This is a genomic window from Pseudomonas asturiensis (assembly GCF_900143095.1).
Lineage (GTDB): Bacteria > Pseudomonadota > Gammaproteobacteria > Pseudomonadales > Pseudomonadaceae > Aquipseudomonas > Aquipseudomonas asturiensis.
In genome coordinates this window covers 286946-304702 of sequence record NZ_FRDA01000004.1, presented here as the reverse complement: position 1 = coordinate 304702, position 17757 = coordinate 286946, and the positions used below count along the sequence as shown (strand labels likewise).

The following is a 17757-nucleotide window of genomic DNA, read 5'->3' as shown; positions in this document are numbered from 1 at the left end:
ATCACAAGGAGCAAGACTCAATGGCCCTGTCTGCGCTGTTGTTCGATCTGGATGGAACCCTCATCGACACCGATGAGCTGCATTTGAATGCCTTCAACCAGTTGCTGGCTCGCTGGGGCCGCTCGATGGACATTGGCTACTACAAGGCACACGTCATGGGCTTTCCTGACAACATGATTTTTGCCGGTCTCTTTCCTGACCTTGCCCCTTCGCACTACCCGGCCCTTGCTGCGGAAAAAGAAGCCATGTTCCGCGCCCGGCTCGGTGAAACCATTCCCGTCGCAGGCGTACTTCACCTCCTCGACCATGCAGAACAACGCGGGCTGCGCACTGCGGTCGTCACCAACGCACCTCGGGAAAACGCCCTGGCCATGCTGACCGGCCTGGGCATTGCCGATCGATTCGAGGTCATCGTGATCGGCGGGGAACTGGCCCACGGCAAGCCTCACCCCATGCCCTACCTGACCGCACTGGAACTGCTCGACGTCAGCGCAGAGGATGCCATCGCCTTCGAAGATTCCCTGGCCGGTGTTCAATCGGCCCACGCGGCAGGCATTCATACCTTTGGCATGCTTTCAGGATTGCAGGAAGATCAACTCCGCGAAGCCGGTGCGCGCAGTGTGATCCGGGATTTCGAGGCGGATGCACTGTGGCAGTTTCTTAAACCGGCAGCGTGATAGTCCATTTGCCCTGAAGCTTTTTCCACGCCCGCACACTAAACTGGCAGCCGCTTGCCCCAAACCGGGGCAGCTCCTTTTCCTGAATGCCACAAAGAGGCCGCTGTGTACAAAGGTGTCGTGCTGTCGGTCCTCGCGTCGGTGTTGTTCGGGGTCATGTATTTCTATACGTCGCTGATGAAGCCGCTGGACGGCCAGGAAATCTTTGGCTGGCGCATGCTGCTGACCGTGCCCTGCGCCACACTGTTCATGGTGATCAGCGGCGACTGGAAGCTGGTGCATGCGCTCGCAGCCAGGCTGCGCCAACAACCGGCGCTGTTCTTCGGGCTGCTGCTGTCGTCCGTATTGTTGGGCGCACAGTTGCTGATTTTCATGTGGGCGCCACTGCACGGCCGCAGTCTTGAAGTGTCGCTGGGCTATTTCCTGCTGCCCTTGAGCATGATTCTCACCGGCCGACTGGTGTACGGCGAACACCTGTCTTACCTGCAGAAGGTCGCGGCCGCTTTCGCAATGATCGGTGTGGGCCATGAGCTGTGGCGACTGGGCAGTTTCTCGTGGGAGACGCTGCTGGTCGCTGGAGGCTATCCGCTGTACTTCGTGCTACGGCGCAAGCTCAAGACCGATAACCTGGGCGGGCTGTGGTTCGACATGCTGTTCATGCTGCCCATCGGCCTTTGGTTCATCACCCGCGGCGATCCGATGGCGATTCAACAGACGCCCATGCTGTACCTGTTGATCCCGCTGTTAGGCGTGATCAGCGCCTCGGCGCTGGTCAGCTATATCATCGCCAGCCGCCTGTTGCCGTTCAGCCTGTTCGGGCTGCTCAGCTATGTCGAGCCGGTGCTGCTGGTGGGCGTCGCACTGCTGCTGGGCGAAAGCATCAGCCGTGACGAGATGCTGACTTACATTCCGATCTGGCTGGCGGTGGGCGTGCTGATTCTGGAAGGTGCCAAACACATGCTGGCCCAGCGCCGCCGGGATGCGGCCTGAGCCTCAATGCTCGGTGAAACGCTCCAGTTGCATCTCCTGAAGGCGACTCAGGGTGCGGCGAAATGCGAACGACAGATAGCCCTCGGTGTACAGCTCGTCCATTGCCACAGCGGCTTCGACATACAGCGGAATGCGTCGGTCGTAGCACTCGTCGACCAACGCGATGAAGCGCCGCACGCCGTCATCGTGAGGTGACAACTGCGGCAGCTCACGATCCCCCGCCGCCACCTGCTCCACGCCATCCTCAGTGCCACGGGCGATTTTCGATTCGCGCTGGGCGGCGCTCAGGGACGGCACTTCACTGAGCAGGATCACTGAAAAGCGGTCACACAGGGCAATGAAATCCATCGCCGCCAGCGGCTGTTCGCACAGGTCGCGATAACGGCACCACACCGCCGTATCCGAGTGCTGGACCACATTGATGCTGCGATAGCCAAGCATGACTTGTGAATCATGCACCGGCTGGCCGGCGCTGAGCGCGTCGAAGATCCCCTGCAATGCACTGGGACGTCCGGCTTCGGCGACCCAATAACGCTGATGCAACTGGCCGGGATGCAGCCGATGGTCTTCGCCACCATCGACCGCGACAACGTTCATGTATTTCTGGATGGCGACAATTGCCGGCATGAAGCGCTCGCGATTGTGACCATGGCTGTACAACTGCTCGGGCGGCTGGTTGGAAGTGCAGACCAGCACCACGCCCTCTTCGAACATGACCTGCAACAGGCCGCCAAGAATCACCGCATCGCCGATGTCGGTGACGAACAGCTCGTCGAAACACAACACCCGCACGTCACGGGCCAGCTCTCTGGCCACCACGGTCAACGGTTGCGAGGTACCGATCAACTCGAACATGCGCTTGTGGACCCAGCGCATGAAGTGATGAAAGTGCTGACGCCTGGCCGGGACAGTCAGGCTCTCGAAGAAGCGGTCCATCAGCCAGGTCTTGCCACGCCCCACCGGCCCCCACAGATAGACACCCTGCGCCCGACCACGTGCTTCGGCCAGCGCCAGGTAGCAGGCCTGCAGTTGCCGGGCCGCCTGCAATTGCGCCTCATCGGGCTGAAAGCCACGCTGGACCGCACGTTCGTAAGCATCCAGAGGAGACATGGCGTCCATCAATCACACACCTTTGGCAGCAGAAAAGACACTCAGCATATACAGGTTCAGGCGTGCTGCACGCCCGCGCGCTTGAGCAGCCGCCTGCAACGCTCGGACAAATGCACCACGCGCAGGTGTTTGCCTGCCTTGGTGTAGCGCTCGCGCAGGGTCTTGAGGGCCGCGATGGCCGAGTAATCGACAAAGCTCAGGTGACGGCAATCCAGCGTGACCTGCGCCGGGTCTTCGGCCGGATCGAACTGGTCGAGAAACGGCGTGGTCGAGGCGAAGAACAGTGTGCCGTGCACGTGGTAGATCTTGCTGCCATCGGCTTCGATATGGCTGTCGGCGTAGAGCTCGCGGGCTTGCTGCCAGGCGAAATTGATCGCCGCGATGACAATGCCGAACAGCACGGCCGTCGCCAGATCAGTGAACACCGTGACCACGGTGACGGCGATGATCGCCAGCACGTCGTTCACCGGCACCTTGCGCAGCACGCGTAACGAGGCCCAGGCGAACGTCTGCTGGGCAACCACAAACATCACACCCACCAGCGCTGCCAGCGGTATGCGCTCGATCAGCGGCGACAGGAACAGCACGAACATCAGGATCATCATGCCCGCCACCACGCCGGACACCCGACCCCGGCCACCGGAGCTGAGGTTGATGACGGTCTGGCCGATCATCGCGCAACCGCCCATGCCGCCGAACGCACCGGACACCATGTTGGCCGCGCCGAGCGCCACGCATTCGCGGTCCGGGTAGCCACGGGTTTCGGTGATTTCGTCCGTCAGGTTGAGGGTCAGCAGGGTCTCCAGCAGGCCAACCAGCGCCATCAATATGGCGTAAGGCGCAATGATGCGCAGGGTGTCCAGGTTCCACGGAATGTCCGGCAGGTTGAACATCGGCAGGCCGCCCGCGATGTGGGCCATGTCGCCCAGCGTGCGCGTTGGCAGATCAAGAAAATACACCGCAAGCCCGACGCCGAGGATCGCCACCAGCGCGGGCGGCACAGCGCGGGTCACACGCGGCAGCACATAGACCACGGCCATGGTCAACGCGACCAGACCCAGCATTACGTACAACGGCGTGCCGCTGAGCCAGGCTTCGCCGACCTTGAAGTGTTCCAGTTGGGCCATGGCAATGACGATGGCCAGGCCGTTGACGAAGCCGAGCATCACCGGATAAGGCACCAGCCGCACCAGCTTGCCCAGCCGCAGTAACCCGAACAGGATCATCAACAGACCGCCCAGCAACACGGTCGCCAGCAGATACTGAACGCCGTGCTGCACGACCAGCGCCACGATGACGACTGCCATCGAACCTGCGGCACCCGAGACCATGCCCGGTCGACCGCCGAACAGCGCGGTGAGCGTGCAAATGATGAACGCGCCGTAGAGGCCCATCAGGGGATTTAGGTGCGCGACCAGTGCGAACGCGATGCACTCGGGCACCAGCGCAAAAGAGGTCGTGAGCCCTGCCAGGACTTCGGCGCGTATACGGATTGTCTTCATGAGTGACCTGAACGGCGTCTGCGAGATAACCCGCAGCAGTGCGAAAAAAGGGGGCATATTACGCAAACGCGTCCCTATCGGCCACCGCTGCAAGGTTTCAGCCAGCGCATTGGCAGGCGGTTTTCAGGCGATTTCGATGTCCAGTAATGCTGCGCCCAGCGCTTTGCCGTGAGCATCCAGCGCCAGTGAGCGGGTGACACCACCCCGCAACACGCCGGGGATCACGAAATTGAGGGCATGCACATTGGGCAGTTCGTAACGCTGGATGGGGGCGGCGGCAGGATCGAGCAATTGTGCGAAATAAGCGGCGACCCGATCAACGGTCAGCGTCTGGCACAGCCGCGCGTAGTCTTCAGCACGGTAGGCAATCACCGAAATGTTCGAGGTGTCGCCCTTATCGCCGGTCCGTGAATGGGCCAGCGCTCTCAATTTGACGGGACCGCTCATATTGAATCCTCCAGATGCACCATCGGATCGACCGCATCACGCGGCACGAACAATGAAGCGACCGCCACCACCTGGCGAACCGCCTTGGTCGCCCCGCCACCGCCATAAGGACCGTTGGTGTACAGGGTTTCCACTTCATTGCCGACACGAATCGCCTCGCTGCGCGCAACGCAGCGCGCGGCAATTCGCAGGCGCACTTCCCACGGTTCTGCGTCCGCGCGTGAACCCAGCTCGCTGCCATGCAGGGCATCGACGCCGATCAACTCGGCACGCAGGTCTTCAACGATCACGCCCATAAGCCTCAAACGATCCAGCACAATGTCCCGCGCCAGTTGCGCACGTGCCACTGCGCCTGGCCCGCCGTAGGATATCTGCCCCTCACCGATCCAGCCGTCCAGGTAACCGACCGACACTTTCAGGGTCTCGGGTCGCACTTGCCCTCCAGCCCCGGCAATCCGCACACGATCCTTCGCCTCTGTCTGGAAACTGACTGCGGAAAAGTCGGCACTGACGTCTGGCGTGAGATAAGCCGCCGGGTCATGCACCTCATAGATCAGTTGCTCGGTGCACGTGGCGGTGTCGATCCGTCCGCCCGAGCCTGCCACCTTGGTGATAATCGCATGGCCTGATGCGTCGACTTCGGCCAGCGGAAAACCCAGCCGCGCCAGATCCGGCACGTCCTTGAAACCGGGATCGGCAAAGTAACCGCCGCTGATCTGCCCGGCGCATTCGAGCAGATGGCCGACCAACGTGCCGCGCCCCAGCAGCGTCCAGTCATCGACCGCCCAGCCAAATTCGAACACCTGGGGTGCGAGGAACAGCGATGGATCAGCGACACGTCCGGTAATCACCACATCGGCGTCGGCCTCAAGTGCCTGCACGATGCCCTCGACGCCCAGATAAGCGTTGGCAGAGATCAGTCGTTCGCCCAATGCAGCCAGCGTCGTACCGTTGTCCAGTGCTCTGGATGCATCGGTCTGCAACGCCGCGAGTACGTCATCGCCGGTCAACGCCGCGACCTTGAGCCCGGACAATCCCAGCTCGGCAGCGATACGCCGCACTTCCCGGGCCGCCGCCAACGGGTTGGCGGCGCCCATGTTGGTGATGACCCGCAATCGTCGAGCACCGCCGGCAGAGCGACCGACAAAAGGCAGCACGCGACGCATGCGCTCGCTCAGCAACGGATCGTACCCGGCACTCGGGTCAGCCAGCCGGGCCTGCTGCGCCAGCGCGATGGTGCGCTCGGCCAGGCATTCGAAAATCAGGTAGTCGAGCTCGCCGTGCTCGGCCAGTTCAACGGCAGGCTCGATACGGTCGCCGGAATAACCGGCACCGGAGCCGATGCGCAGGGTTTTCATTCAGAACACTCCCAGGAGCATGGCAGTCAGGGTCATCAGGACCGAAGCTGCAAACAGGAAAGGGATGGTGAAACGCTGGTGATCGGCCAGTTCGATCTTGCACAGCCCTACCAGCAGAAAGGTTGCAGGCGTTAATGGGCTGACCGGAAAACCGGTGGTGTGCACGCCCAGCAACGAGGCCTGAGCCACTTGCAGCGGGTCGACTCCCAGCGCCTTGCCGACCTCGGCGATCACCGGCATGACGCCGAAATAAAACGAATCGGGGTCGAACAACAGGCTCAACGGCATGGAGATGAAGCCCACCACCATCGGAATCAACTTGCCGTGGCCTGCCGGGATCTGATGCACCGCCACTTCAGCCATGGCCTTGAGCATGCCGGTGCCTTGCATGATGCCGGTAAAGACCCCCGCTGCGAGCAGGATGCTGGCCATGGTCAGCGCTGTCTTGGCGTGGGCGTCGATGCGGCTGCGCTGGGCATCGACGTTGGGGTAGTTGAGGCTCAGCGCGACGACCGTGCCGAGCATGAACATCACCACCGGATCGACCACCCCGGAAATCATCACGCCCATCACCGCAAGGGTCAGCAGCAGATTGACCCAGAACAGACGCGGCCGACGCAGCACCTCTTCCTGCTCGGTCAGCACCCGCTTGGGCACCACGTCCACCTGCGCGCCTGCGCCCAGGCCCAGACGCCGCTCTTCACGACGGCCCAGAAACCAGGCACTGGCGAAGACAAATGCCAGGCCCACGATCTGCACCGGGATCAGCGGCTGAAACAGGTCTGCAACCGGTACGTGCAAGGCCGCAGATGAGCGCAGTACCGGCCCGGTCCAGGGCAGAAAGTTGACGCCTGCAGCCATGGCCGTGACGCAGGCCAGGATACGTTTGTCCATGCCCAGCCGGGTATACAGAGGCAGCATCGCCGGGATGGTCACCAGAAAGGTCACTGCCCCGGATCCGTCCAGGTGGACCAGCAATGCCAGCAGCGCAGTGCCCATGACAATCCGTGTCGGACGCGTGCCCACGGCCTTGAGGATCCGGTCGATGATCGGGTCGAGCATGCCGGCATCGGTCATCACCCCGAAAAACAGGATGGCGAACACAAACATGCCGACCACCGGGGCGACGTTCTTGATACCGGTGATGATGAAGGCGCTGGTCTGCAGACCAAAGCCGCCGATCAACGCCGCCATGATAGGCAGTGCGATGAGGGCAACCAGAGGCGAAAGGCGCTTGCTCATGACAGCCGCGAGCAGGCACAGGATGGTAATGACACCGAGGATGGCGAGCATGGGTAGGTCCCGTTGTGTCATCCCTGACCGGCAGGCGGCGGGACGAGTTGTTGTTGTTTTCAACGAGTATCGAAACGGGGGTATGCTTTGTAAATTGAAATGTTCAATGCCTCACATTCCAAAAAACAGAACATTGATGCCGAGCTTTAACCGCCCATGAAAAACGCCATCCAGCACATCCGCGCGTTCCTGGCCGTCGCCCACAGCGGCAGTTTTTCCAGGGCGGCAGTGGAACTGAACCTCTCCCCCCCGGCCCTGACCGTGCAGATCCAGCAACTTGAGGAATGGCTGGGCGTCGCGCTGCTGGAACGCAGCCCTCGCCATGTCAGCCTGACGGCCGCCGGGCAGAACAACCTGCAGCCCATGGAAAAACTGCTGCTGGACCTGGACAACATCGTCAGTGGCTCAAGGGACCTGGCAGCACTGCGCCGCGGCGTGGTGACGCTGGCCGCCCTGCCCTCGATGTGTTCCAGCACGTTGCCGATCATCCTGAGAGCGTTTCGCGCCCGGTTTCCCGGCATCGAAGTGCGCCTGCGCGATGTGGTGGCGCAGCGCATCGACACGCTGGTGCGCGAAGGCGACGTGGATTTCGGCCTCGGCGTTCGCGCGCGTATGGGCCACGGGCTGGACTTCGACAGGCTGATGGTGGATCGGCTGCGGCTGTTCGTGCCACGGACTCATCCGCTGGCTGATCGTTCCTCGGTCAGCCTGGCCGATCTGGCGGGACAGCCGATCATTCTGACCGGGCGCGACAGCAGTGTGCGTGAGCGTGTCGAGCAATTGTTCGCCGACGAAGGGCTTGCCCTGGTGCCAGGTCTTGAGGCCAACTACATGTCCACGGTACTGGCGCTGGTGCGTCAGGGCCTGGGCATGACGCTGCTGCCGGAGTCGGCCGACGAGGGCCGCTCCGACACCGTTCAAGTGCCCGTCGACCACCCGGGCGTCAGCCGCGAAATAGGCCTGATCACCCGCACCGGCCAGACCTTGAGCCCCGCGGCCGGACGGTTTGTGGAGGTAATGAGAGAGGTTTTGAGCAGAGGTGCCTGTTGAGTCACGTCTCGGCAAACACAACATTGTGGGAGGCCTTACCACGTCTTCGTTTTAGCGCTGTCGCGCGGCAAACACCGGACTGTGGGAGGAGGCTTGCCCGCGATGGACCGTGACGCGGTGTATCAGGAAAATCGCATCATCGTTCATCGCCGGCAAGCCGCCTCCCACAGATTGGGAGCTTCTTCAGTACTGCACAAACAACAGAACTACCCTCTAAAAACAAGGAATGCTTTCATGCAATGGAATCAAACGCGGTCGTTGCGAACCTTGCTGCTGACCAGCCTCACCCTGACCTCTTCGCTGGCGCTTGCCGAGGAGCAGACTTCGAAACTTGACGCGTTCGTAAGAGACGCGGCCAGCAAGGTCATGCAGGAAAACGACATCGCCGGCATGGCGATTGCCGTCACCCATAACGGTCAGCAACAATTCTTCACCTACGGCAATGCGTCGAAGGAAACCGGTCAGCCCGTCACCCCTGACACGCTGTTCGAACTGGGCTCGATCAGCAAGACCTTCACCGCGACCCTGGCCAGTTGGGCACAGGCCACCGGGCAGTTGTCGTTGAACAACAGCATTGACAGTTATGTACCGCAATTGCGCGACACACGCCTGGGCAAGGTGCCGGTTTTCCACTTGGGCACGCACACCGCAGGTGGCTTCCCGCTGCAGTTCCCGGACAAGGTCCAGACTGCCGGACAGATGATGGCGTACTTCAAGGCCTGGCAACCCGAGTACTTGCCCGGCACTCACCGCAGCTACGCCAACCCCAGCGTCGGGCTGCTGGGGCTGGTTGCGGCGCGCAGCATGAAAATGCCCTTCGACAACGCCATGCAGCAGCGCCTGTTTCCGGCGCTGGGCCTGAAAAGCACTTACCTTACGGTGCCTCAGGAGCAAATGTCGCGCTATGCACAGGGCTACAACAAGCTTGATGAACCGGTCAGGGTCAACCCCGGCGTGCTGGCATCCGAGGCTTACGGGGTGAAATCCAGCAGCCGCGATGTGCTGAGTTTTGTCCAGGCCAACCTGGGCGCAGATCAGTACGACGCGCCTTTGCAACACGCCCTCAAGAACACCCGAACCGGTTATTTCAAGGTGGGCGCGATGACCCAGGACCTGATCTGGGAGCAATACCCGATGCCGGTGAAGCTGGAGACTCTGCTTGAAGGGAACGCAAGCACGATGGTGCTGCAAGCTCATAAAGCCGAGCCGATCAACCCGCCCCTCGAAGCGCTGCCCGACACCTGGGTCAACAAGACAGGCTCCACCAATGGCTTTGGCGGCTATGTGGCGTTCATTCCCCAGCAGCAACTGGGCATTGTGATTCTGGCCAACAAGAATTATCCGAATGAGGCGCGCGTGAAGCTGGCGTATCAGATTCTCGATCAGGTGCAGTGCCAGGGCTGTAAACGCTAGACCTCCGGGTCCCGATCACCGGCCGCAAAATCCGCGGGCACCCGCCACAGGTACCACGCCGCAACGGTTCGAAACGGCGCGAACCGTTCGGCGAGGGTCGTCATGGCCTTGGGCGTGGGCTTGACGTCCAGGCCATACAGCCGCCGATAGCCCTCGCTGACCCCGAAATCACTGGCGGGCATCACGTCCAGTTTGCCCAGCCCGTAGATGAGCATCATCTCGACCGTCCAGCGGCCTACGCCCGGCAACTGTACCAGGCGAGCAATCAGCTCTTCGTCGCTTATAAGCATGGCCTCGGCCACATCCGGCACCGTACCGCTGACCCTGGCAGCCGCGATGGCCTTGATCGCCCGGCACTTGGAGGCCGAGAATCCGCAGCCTCGCAAGCGCTGATCGTCCAGTTCAGCCAGTTGCTGTGGCTCGGGAAAACCCGGGCCTGCAAACAACGCACGCAGTCGCATCACCATCGCGTCGCCCGCTTTGGCGTGCAATTGCTGATACGCGACAGCCTTGACCAGTGCCTGAAACGGGTCCTGAGCAGCAGTGACCGGATGCAGGCACGGGCCGACCTGTTCAATCAACGATTGCCAACGTGCATCGATGCGTTTGAGCGCATCAACGGCTTGCCCATGGGCGATTCGCGAGGATGTGTGGGGTTCGGCTGACATCGTATTTTTTCCAGAAGATCTGCAGGCGCAGGCGAGCAGCACTGTGCAGCAGCGACGGCCATTTCTGCAAACACGAGGCCCATTCTGGCGTTCCATCGCCGTGCCGGAAAAACCTGAACATCGCCTGAACGACATCGCAAAAACTAAATTCAGACAAAAAACAACTATCCCCATTCAAGAATGAGTATCATTATGTTACGCATTATGTCAGGCCATTACCTTTGGCCGAGACGTGTCGAAACACGTTCACCCCCAGTCTCAACCCGGTGAAATATGCTCGTTCCATTTTTGATCATGTTGCGCGAAGGCATCGAAGCCGCGCTTATCGTTGGCATCATCGCCAGTTACCTGAAACAGACCGGCCGCGGCGAGTGGATGCCTGCGGTGTGGATAGGCGTGTTCCTGGCCGCTGCGCTGTCGCTGTTCGTCGGCGGCGGTCTGGAACTGATGAGCGCCGAGTTTCCGCAAAAGCAGCAGGAGCTGTTCGAAGGCATTGTCGGCCTGATTGCCGTGGGCATTCTCAGCTCGATGGTGTTCTGGATGCGCAAGGTGGCGCGCTCCATCAAGCATGCGCTGCATGAATCGCTGGACGCCGCCCTCACCGGCTCGAAAAACCAGACCTACGCGCTGATCGCCATGGTGTTCTTCGCCGTGGCCCGCGAAGGTCTGGAAACAGTCTTTTTCCTGCTTGCCGTCTTTCAGCAGAGCGAAGGCTCCGGCGCTCCGCTGGGTGCGCTGCTCGGCCTGCTGCTGGCCGTTGCGTTCGGCGTGGCCATCTACAGCGGCAGCATGCGCCTGAACCTGAGCCTGTTCTTCCGCTGGACCGGTCTGTTCATTCTGATCGTGGCGGCCGGAGTTCTGGCCAACTCGGTGCAAGCCCTGCATGAAGCGGGCGTGTGGAACCACTTGCAGGACGTGGTCTTCGACATCAGCGCCTGGCTGCCGATGGACGGCCCCGCTGGCTCGGTGCTGGCGGGCATGTTTGGTTATCAGGATGCACCGACCGTCAGCACCCTGAGTGTCTACCTCATTTACCTGATCGGTGCGCTGCTGCTGTTTTTCCTGCCGCACGCCCCGACGGCCAGCAAACCCGTGCAGCAACACCCATCTTCCGTGACGAACGAATAAGGGCCCCCATGTCGAACCGTCCCTCAGGGCTTTCCGAGAAAGCCCGGCCTCCCCGTGTCCTGCGATTGGCAGTCGCCGGCTCCGTGATCCTGACGATCGCCGCAGGCGGGTTGTTCTACTACGCCTCGCAGACGGCTGCCAAAAAGCGCGCCGCCAATGCTGGTACTGAAACCGTGGTCAACATTCACGCCCACAACTGCGAGCCGAATGCGCTCACCGTGGCGGCGGGCAAGAACGCCTTCCGCATCGTCAACCGATCCGAGCGGGCCGTTGAATGGGAAATCCTCGATGGCGTGCTGGTGGTCGAAGAGCGGGAAAACATCGCACCCGGACTTAGCCAGATCATCAACGCCAATCTGGCGCCCGGCGATTACGCGATCACCTGCGGCCTGCTGAGCAACCCGCGCGGCACCCTGCATGTGACGCCCACCGCCGAATCCGACGCCAAAGCCAAGGCGCGACCGTCGATGACCGCCTTCATTGGCCCGCTGTCCGAGTACCGCGTGTACCTGAGCCTGCAGGGTTCGGCGCTGATCAAGGCCGTTACCACCCTGCAGCAGGCCATCGACGCCGGCGACCTGAGCGCCGCACAAGCGGCCTACCTGCCGGCCCGCGCCATTTACCAGCGCATCGCGCCCGCCGCGCAACGTCTGGCCGAGCTGGACAACGCCATCAACGCTCGCGCCGATTACTACGAAAAGCGCGAACAGGACCCAGGCTTCAACGGCTTCCACCGCATCGAGTACGGGCTGTTCAAGCAGCACAGCGTCGAGGGCCTGAGCCCGGTGGCGCAGCGCCTGCAGGACGATGTCACCCAACTCAAGCAACAACTGCTGGCCCAGTCGCTGGCGCCGGAGCAACTCGCGGCCATCGTCACCCGCACGATGCGCAGCCTGGCCGACGTGCGCAGCAACGGCGAAGAAGAACGCTACAGCCACAGCGACCTCAATGGCTTCGCTGCCAACCTGGACGGCACCCGCAAGGTGGTCGATCTGCTGCGTCCATTGCTGAGCAAAAGCGCGGGCACGCAGTTGCAGAACATCGATGCGGCAATGGCCGACCTGGACACCACCCTGGACGCGTTGAAAAACGACGAAGGTTATCGCCCTTACGACCAGGTCGATGCCGGGCTGCGCAAAGAGATCGCGAGCAAGGCGGCGAAACTGGCTGACGCGCTGAACACCATCGACCCGGCACTCGGCCTGTCCGGGCTCTGAACCGAATTCTGAACTTCAGGAGCACAGTACTGCACCATGAAAAACCCTGACGCCAACAATGCCCCTGCTTCGATTCAGCGCCGTCGCGTCCTGATGGGCCTCGGCGCTGCCGGGGCCGCACTGGCTGGCAGCAGCCTGAGCGGCAACGTACTGGCCGCAGCGCCTGCGCAAGTCACCGAAGCGCCGAACAGCGAGAAGACCGAGGATCGCAACACGTTCCACGGCGTGCACCAGACCGGCATCGTCAACCCGCGCCCGGCTTCGGGCATGTTCGTGGCCTTCGATGTGCTGGCGGCTGATCGTGAAGATCTCGAGCGCCTGTTCCGTACCCTGAACGAGCGCATCAGCTTCCTGATGACCGGTGGCCCGGTGCCGGATGTCGATCCAAAACTGCCGCCACTGGACTCGGGCATCCTCGGACCGGTCGTCACGCCAGACAACCTGACCATTACCGTGTCGGTGGGCGAGTCACTGTTCGATGAGCGTTTCGGCCTGACAGACGTGAAGCCCAGGCGCCTGAGCCGCATGGTCGGTTTCCCCAACGATGCGCTGGAACCTGCCAGTTGCCACGGCGACCTGAGCATCCAGTTCTGCGCCAATACCGCCGACAGCAACATCCATGCGCTGCGCGATATCGTCAAGAACCTGCCCGACCTGTTGCTGGTGCGCTGGAAACAGGAAGGTACTGTTCCGCCTCAGGCACCGAAAAAACCCGGTCAGCCGCCCGAGAGCGCACGTAACTTTCTGGGTTTCCGGGACGGCTCGGCCAACCCGGATTCCAACAATCAGAAAACCATGAATGAGCTGGTGTGGGTGCAACCGGGCAGTGACGAACCGGCCTGGGCGGCCAACGGCAGTTATCAGGCCGTACGCATCATCCGCAATTTCGTCGAGCGCTGGGACCGCACGCCGCTGCAGGAGCAGGAGTCGATTTTCGGCCGCACCAAGAGCGCCGGTGCGCCCATGGACGGCAAGGTCGAGACCGACGTGCCCAACTACGCCGCCGACCCGGAAGGCAAGAAAACCCGTCTGGATTCGCACATCCGCCTGGCCAACCCGAGGACCGCAGAGACCCAGCGCAACCTGATTCTGCGTCGTCCTTTCAACTACTCCAACGGCGTGAACAAGAACGGTCAGCTCGACATGGGACTGCTGTTCATCTGCTATCAGGCCGATCTGGAAAAGGGCTTCATCACTGTGCAGAACCGCCTCAATGGCGAACCGCTTGAGGAATACCTCAAGCCGGTCGGCGGCGGCTACTTCTTCACCCTGCCAGGCGTGACCGACGACAACGACTTCATCGGACGCTCGTTGCTGGCGGCCGTTTCGACCTCCAAAACCGCATGACCTTCAACCTCCCCACCCGGAAGAGAACCATGAAAAAGACGCCTCTGGCTTTGCTGCTGACCCTTGGCCTGCTCCAGACTCCGCTGGCCGCCTTCGCCGCCACGGCGCCGCTGGATCTGGTAGGCCCGGTTTCGGATTACAAGATCTACGTCACCGAGAACATCGAAGAGCTGGTCAGCCACACGCAGAAATTTACCGATGCCGTGAAGAAAGGCGATCTGGCGACCGCCAAAAAGCTGTACGCGCCGACACGCGTGTTCTATGAATCCGTGGAACCGATTGCCGAGCTGTTCAGCGACCTGGACGCCTCCATCGACTCACGCGTCGACGACCATGAACAAGGCGTGAGCGCTGAGGACTTCACCGGTTTCCATCGCCTGGAATACGCACTGTTCTCGCAGAACACCACCAAGGACCAGGGCCCTATCGCCGACAAGCTGATGAGCGACGTCAAGGACCTGGAAAAGCGCGTGGCCGACCTGACCTTCCCGCCTGAGAAAGTGGTCGGTGGCGCAGCAGCACTGCTGGAAGAAGTCGCGGCAACCAAAATCTCCGGCGAAGAAGACCGCTACAGCCACACCGACCTGTATGACTTCCAGGGCAACATCGACGGCGCGAAGAAAATCGTCGACCTGTTCCGTCCGCAGATCGAACAGCAGGACAAGGCGTTTTCCGGCAAGGTCGACAAAAACTTTGCGACCGTGGACAAGATCCTGGCCAAGTACAAGACCAAGGACGGTGGCTTTGAGACCTACGACAAGGTCAAGGAAAACGACCGCAAGGCCCTGGTCGGCCCGGTCAACACCCTGGCCGAAGACCTCTCGACCCTGCGCGGCAAGCTGGGCTTGAACTGACATTCAGCGGCGGACGTAGCGTCCTGAGAGGCATGACCACGCCGGCGCGTGGGAACGATCGTGTGTCTGCTGATCGTGCCCATGCTCCGCGCTCAGCGTTATACACCCGTCTCGCTGCGACCAACGGACTGTGGGAGGCGGCTTGCCGGCGATGCTTTTTCTGAAGCTAGTCATCAGTGACTGAACTGACGCCTGCGCCGGCAAGCCGCCTCTTATCAAACAACCTGTAACGCATTGAGTAACGGATTTTGTAGGAGCGGACTTGTCCGCGAATGCTGTAGTTCAGTCGATGAATATTCGTCGGATGTAATGGCCTTTTCGCGGACAAGCGGAACGCCGCCCGGTCCGCTCCCACTGAGTTTGCTGCGCGACAGCGCTACGTCGAAGACGTGGTGAGGCCTCCCACGGGTACGCATTCATTCAGACGCTTTAGCTTTCGCCGCGTTTTCGCGTCTTCCAGACATGTGTATCCGAAGAGTGCGCCGAATGGGCGTGCATCCTGTTCCAGGCGAACGTAGCAGTTGCTCACCACACAGCGATCTCCCTCAGATCCCGCTGAACCAGTTATACCCCTGATCTTCCCAGTACCCGCCGGGATTCTCGTTGCTGACGAAGATCTCGACGATGTGCTTGGGGTTCTTGAACCCCAGCTTGGTCGGCACGCGCACGCGCAACGGGTAGCCATAATCAGGTGGCAGGGCCACTTCACCGAAGTCCAGCGCGAGCAAGGTCTGCGGGTGCAGCGCGGTGGGCATGTCCAGGCTTGAGTAGTAGCGGTCGGCGCATTTGAATCCGACAAACCGTGCCGTGGTGTCTGCACCGATGTACTCGAGAAACGTCCTCAGCGGCACACCACCCCATTGCCCTATGGCGCTCCAGCCTTCAATGCAGATCAAGCGGGTGATATCCGTACGTTGCGGCAATTTGCGCAGCGCCTCGATTGTCCAGGGTTGTTTGTCACGCACCAGCCCGGACACCGCCAGACGATAATCGGCAAGCTCCAGCTCGGGCACGTTGTACTCGGGGTAGAACGCGTTGAACGGAAACGGGTTGGTCATTTGCGCCTTAGTGTAGGTCGGCGCGAGTTTCTGGCCGCTGAACAGCCAGGCCTGGACCCGGTCGTTCCAGCGCGACATGGCCCACAGCGCCTTGTCGACCTGATCACCGTCCTGCAGGTTGCAGCCGGTCAGCATCGACATCGCGCCCACTGTCAATCCTGCGCGCAGAAACGAACGACGCTGGATGTCGATCAACTGCGTCTGTTGCGCAGGCTCGAGCCGAATGCGCTGGGTCATGCGTTTGCGTGGTTCATTCATGGCTTGGCAGCTCTCTCTTCGTTCGGCTGGCGGCCGCCGGTAATCATCGGTAACAGGGTTCGGGGCACCAGCAACACCAGCACCAGATGCACAACGACAAACGCGCCGATGGCCGTCATGGCACCGAAATGCACCCAGCGGGCAACGTCATAACCGCCCAGCAGACTGGCCAGTTCCTGAAACTGCACCGGTTTCCACAGTGCCAGGCCCGACACCACGACCAGCACACCCATCGCCAGCACCAGCCAGTACATCAGGCGTTGCACGGCGTTGTACTGACCTTTGATGTGAGCCAGCCTGAAACGTAGAGCGTCGACCACATCGCGCTTCACTTCGCCGGGACGCACCGGCAGCAGGTCACGCTTGAAGTGCCGGCTGAACACGCCATACAGCACATAGATCAGGCCATTGATGACCAACAGCCACATCACCGCGAAATGCCAGGCAATGGAACCGCCCAGCCAGCCGCCGAGGGTCAGGGATTTGGGAAAGGTGAACGGCATCAGGGGCGATGCGTTGTAGATGGCCCAGCCGCTCATGAACATGCAGACCATGCCCACGGCGTTGACCCAGTGCGTGAGGCGCACCGGCCAGGGATGGATCGGGCGGGTTTTCATCGTGATATTCCTCACCGTGAGGCGCTGCAGGATGACAAGGCAGACAGGCGACCGAAGTCGCCTGCCGTTACGCTCGTCAGGTGCGATTACATTGGCGGGGTGAAACCATCCTTGCCGACCGCAACACCGCGCGCCGACTTGCCGTCATCGGCCGGGAACAGCACGATTTTGGCACCGGCTTTCAGCTCGCTGCGCTGACCTGGCTCAACGTAGGCAATCGGCACGTCTTGCGGCACGACCAGTTGCTTCTCGCCGCCCTTGTACTGGACGGTCAACGTGCGGCCGTTGGCCTTGGACAGTGTGCCAACCGTGCCGTTGGTCATGGTGCCCGTGCTGCCATCGGCGTTTTCCCAGCCGTAGTGACCTTCGCCGCTGCCCTTGAGGCTGGCTTCGAAAACGGTCACTTCCAGCGCTTTCAGCGTGCCGTCGGCCTGGGGAATGGCGGCCGAGCCGACAAAACTGTCAGCCTTGATGGATTCGAGGTCGGCTTTGGAGACCAGGCGAATACCGGTCTTGTCGGTCAACTGGATGCTTTGGTGCTGACCTGCGCGGGTGGTGAAATTCAAGGTGTCGGCCTGGAGGCTGTCGACAGTGCCGCGCATCGGTTTGACCACCGGCATGTCGGCAGCCTGGGTCATGACAGCGGCGCTGAGCAGCAACAGGCCGAACGTAGTGGACAGTGCAGTCTTCATCGGTAATTCCTTGGCAGAGGGGACTGGACGCATCTTTGCACCGCTACCGGCACCGCAGAATGACCAGGCAATGACATT

At 61.5% G+C, this 17757-nt stretch carries 17 protein-coding genes; 8 read left to right on the top strand and 9 right to left on the bottom strand.

Features of this window, described 5'->3' with window-relative positions; translation table 11 throughout:
- The first annotated feature begins 20 nt into the window (after window positions 1-20).
- Both BUB69_RS09450 and rarD read left to right on the top strand, forming a co-directional pair.
- Window positions 21-677 carry an HAD family hydrolase gene (locus BUB69_RS09450; RefSeq protein WP_073165138.1) on the top strand — a complete coding sequence of 219 codons (657 nt, stop codon included), beginning with the start codon at window positions 21-23 and terminating at the stop codon, window positions 675-677.
- Window positions 678-782: 105 nt separating this feature from the next.
- A complete protein-coding gene (gene rarD / locus BUB69_RS09445) occupies window positions 783-1667 on the top strand; it encodes an EamA family transporter RarD (RefSeq protein ID WP_073165134.1) in 885 nt (294 codons plus the stop codon).
- Window positions 1668-1670: 3 nt separating this feature from the next.
- Here rarD and zapE read toward each other — a convergent pair whose 3' ends face one another.
- The 5 genes from zapE to BUB69_RS09420 form a co-directional block, all read right to left on the bottom strand.
- The gene (zapE, locus tag BUB69_RS09440; RefSeq protein ID WP_073165131.1) at window positions 1671-2786 is read right to left on the bottom strand and encodes a cell division protein ZapE; all 1116 of its coding nucleotides are present in this window, start codon (window positions 2784-2786) and stop codon (window positions 1671-1673) included.
- 47 nt (window positions 2787-2833) lie between these two features.
- Window positions 2834-4279, bottom strand: a complete 1446-nt coding sequence (locus tag BUB69_RS09435) for a SulP family inorganic anion transporter (RefSeq protein ID WP_073165685.1) — start codon at window positions 4277-4279, stop codon at window positions 2834-2836.
- 123 nt (window positions 4280-4402) lie between these two features.
- Window positions 4403-4726, bottom strand: a complete 324-nt coding sequence (locus BUB69_RS09430; RefSeq protein ID WP_073165127.1) for an AtuA-related protein — start codon at window positions 4724-4726, stop codon at window positions 4403-4405.
- Entirely contained in the window at window positions 4723-6084 is a 1362-nt protein-coding gene (locus tag BUB69_RS09425) for an acyclic terpene utilization AtuA family protein (RefSeq protein WP_073165123.1), read from the bottom strand. Before BUB69_RS09425 ends, BUB69_RS09430 begins: the two co-directional genes overlap by 4 nt.
- Window positions 6085-7461, bottom strand: a complete 1377-nt coding sequence (locus BUB69_RS09420) for a CitMHS family transporter (protein ID WP_342744034.1) — start codon at window positions 7459-7461, stop codon at window positions 6085-6087.
- A gap of 72 nt (window positions 7462-7533) precedes the next feature.
- Between BUB69_RS09420 and BUB69_RS09415 the strand changes: the two genes are divergently transcribed.
- Together BUB69_RS09415 and ampC are read left to right on the top strand one after the other, a co-directional pair.
- Window positions 7534-8427, top strand: coding sequence for a LysR family transcriptional regulator (locus BUB69_RS09415; protein ID WP_073165116.1), 894 nt, complete (start codon window positions 7534-7536; stop codon window positions 8425-8427).
- Window positions 8428-8661: 234 nt separating this feature from the next.
- Complete coding sequence (gene ampC, locus BUB69_RS09410) at window positions 8662-9840, top strand: class C beta-lactamase (RefSeq protein ID WP_073165112.1); 1179 nt, start codon at window positions 8662-8664, stop codon at window positions 9838-9840.
- Here ampC and BUB69_RS09405 read toward each other — a convergent pair.
- Window positions 9837-10508, bottom strand: coding sequence for a DNA-3-methyladenine glycosylase family protein (locus BUB69_RS09405; RefSeq protein ID WP_073165108.1), 672 nt, complete (start codon window positions 10506-10508; stop codon window positions 9837-9839). The genes ampC and BUB69_RS09405 overlap by 4 nt on opposite strands.
- A gap of 273 nt (window positions 10509-10781) precedes the next feature.
- Between BUB69_RS09405 and efeU the strand changes: the two genes are divergently transcribed.
- Genes efeU through efeO (BUB69_RS09385) form a run of 4 tightly spaced genes read left to right on the top strand, consistent with a single transcriptional unit; the run spans window position 10782 to window position 15054 of the window.
- Entirely contained in the window at window positions 10782-11636 is an 855-nt protein-coding gene (efeU, locus tag BUB69_RS09400) for an iron uptake transporter permease EfeU (RefSeq protein WP_073165105.1), read from the top strand.
- An 8-nt stretch (window positions 11637-11644) separates the two neighbouring features.
- Window positions 11645-12853 (top strand): iron uptake system protein EfeO, encoded by a 1209-nt coding sequence (gene efeO, locus BUB69_RS09395; protein WP_073165102.1) that lies wholly within the window; start codon window positions 11645-11647, stop codon window positions 12851-12853.
- A 36-nt stretch (window positions 12854-12889) separates the two neighbouring features.
- The gene (efeB, locus tag BUB69_RS09390) at window positions 12890-14200 is read left to right on the top strand and encodes an iron uptake transporter deferrochelatase/peroxidase subunit (RefSeq protein ID WP_073165098.1); all 1311 of its coding nucleotides are present in this window, start codon (window positions 12890-12892) and stop codon (window positions 14198-14200) included.
- A 29-nt stretch (window positions 14201-14229) separates the two neighbouring features.
- Complete coding sequence (gene efeO / locus BUB69_RS09385; RefSeq protein WP_073165095.1) at window positions 14230-15054, top strand: iron uptake system protein EfeO; 825 nt, start codon at window positions 14230-14232, stop codon at window positions 15052-15054.
- Window positions 15055-15599: 545 nt separating this feature from the next.
- Here the strand turns inward: efeO (BUB69_RS09385) and BUB69_RS09380 are convergent.
- The 3 genes from BUB69_RS09380 to BUB69_RS09370 all read right to left on the bottom strand — a co-directional run bounded on the left by BUB69_RS09380 (window position 15600) and on the right by BUB69_RS09370 (window position 17679).
- Window positions 15600-16370 (bottom strand): molybdopterin-dependent oxidoreductase, encoded by a 771-nt coding sequence (locus tag BUB69_RS09380; RefSeq protein WP_073165092.1) that lies wholly within the window; start codon window positions 16368-16370, stop codon window positions 15600-15602.
- Entirely contained in the window at window positions 16367-16987 is a 621-nt protein-coding gene (locus BUB69_RS09375) for a cytochrome b/b6 domain-containing protein (protein WP_073165088.1), read from the bottom strand. Before BUB69_RS09375 ends, BUB69_RS09380 begins: the two co-directional genes overlap by 4 nt.
- Window positions 16988-17073: 86 nt before the next feature.
- Window positions 17074-17679 (bottom strand): hypothetical protein, encoded by a 606-nt coding sequence (locus BUB69_RS09370; RefSeq protein ID WP_073165085.1) that lies wholly within the window; start codon window positions 17677-17679, stop codon window positions 17074-17076.
- Window positions 17680-17757 lie beyond the last annotated feature (78 nt).

What these genes read in the sequence shown, in the direction of transcription:
- BUB69_RS09415 (WP_073165116.1), top strand. Translation starts at nt 7,534, where the DNA reads ATGAAAAACGCCATCCAGCACATCCGCGCGTTCCTGGCCGTCGCCCAC.
- BUB69_RS09380 (WP_073165092.1), bottom strand. Translation starts at nt 16,370, where the DNA reads ATGAATGAACCACGCAAACGCATGACCCAGCGCATTCGGCTCGAGCCT.
- efeB (WP_073165098.1), top strand. Translation starts at nt 12,890, where the DNA reads ATGAAAAACCCTGACGCCAACAATGCCCCTGCTTCGATTCAGCGCCGT.
- zapE (WP_073165131.1), bottom strand. Translation starts at nt 2,786, where the DNA reads ATGGACGCCATGTCTCCTCTGGATGCTTACGAACGTGCGGTCCAGCGT.
- efeO (WP_073165102.1), top strand. Translation starts at nt 11,645, where the DNA reads ATGTCGAACCGTCCCTCAGGGCTTTCCGAGAAAGCCCGGCCTCCCCGT.
- BUB69_RS09450 (WP_073165138.1), top strand. Translation starts at nt 21, where the DNA reads ATGGCCCTGTCTGCGCTGTTGTTCGATCTGGATGGAACCCTCATCGAC.
- BUB69_RS09435 (WP_073165685.1), bottom strand. Translation starts at nt 4,279, where the DNA reads ATGAAGACAATCCGTATACGCGCCGAAGTCCTGGCAGGGCTCACGACC.
- ampC (WP_073165112.1), top strand. Translation starts at nt 8,662, where the DNA reads ATGCAATGGAATCAAACGCGGTCGTTGCGAACCTTGCTGCTGACCAGC.
- BUB69_RS09375 (WP_073165088.1), bottom strand. Translation starts at nt 16,987, where the DNA reads ATGAAAACCCGCCCGATCCATCCCTGGCCGGTGCGCCTCACGCACTGG.
- BUB69_RS09370 (WP_073165085.1), bottom strand. Translation starts at nt 17,679, where the DNA reads ATGAAGACTGCACTGTCCACTACGTTCGGCCTGTTGCTGCTCAGCGCC.
- efeO (WP_073165095.1), top strand. Translation starts at nt 14,230, where the DNA reads ATGAAAAAGACGCCTCTGGCTTTGCTGCTGACCCTTGGCCTGCTCCAG.
- efeU (WP_073165105.1), top strand. Translation starts at nt 10,782, where the DNA reads ATGCTCGTTCCATTTTTGATCATGTTGCGCGAAGGCATCGAAGCCGCG.
- BUB69_RS09425 (WP_073165123.1), bottom strand. Translation starts at nt 6,084, where the DNA reads ATGAAAACCCTGCGCATCGGCTCCGGTGCCGGTTATTCCGGCGACCGT.
- BUB69_RS09430 (WP_073165127.1), bottom strand. Translation starts at nt 4,726, where the DNA reads ATGAGCGGTCCCGTCAAATTGAGAGCGCTGGCCCATTCACGGACCGGC.
- BUB69_RS09405 (WP_073165108.1), bottom strand. Translation starts at nt 10,508, where the DNA reads ATGTCAGCCGAACCCCACACATCCTCGCGAATCGCCCATGGGCAAGCC.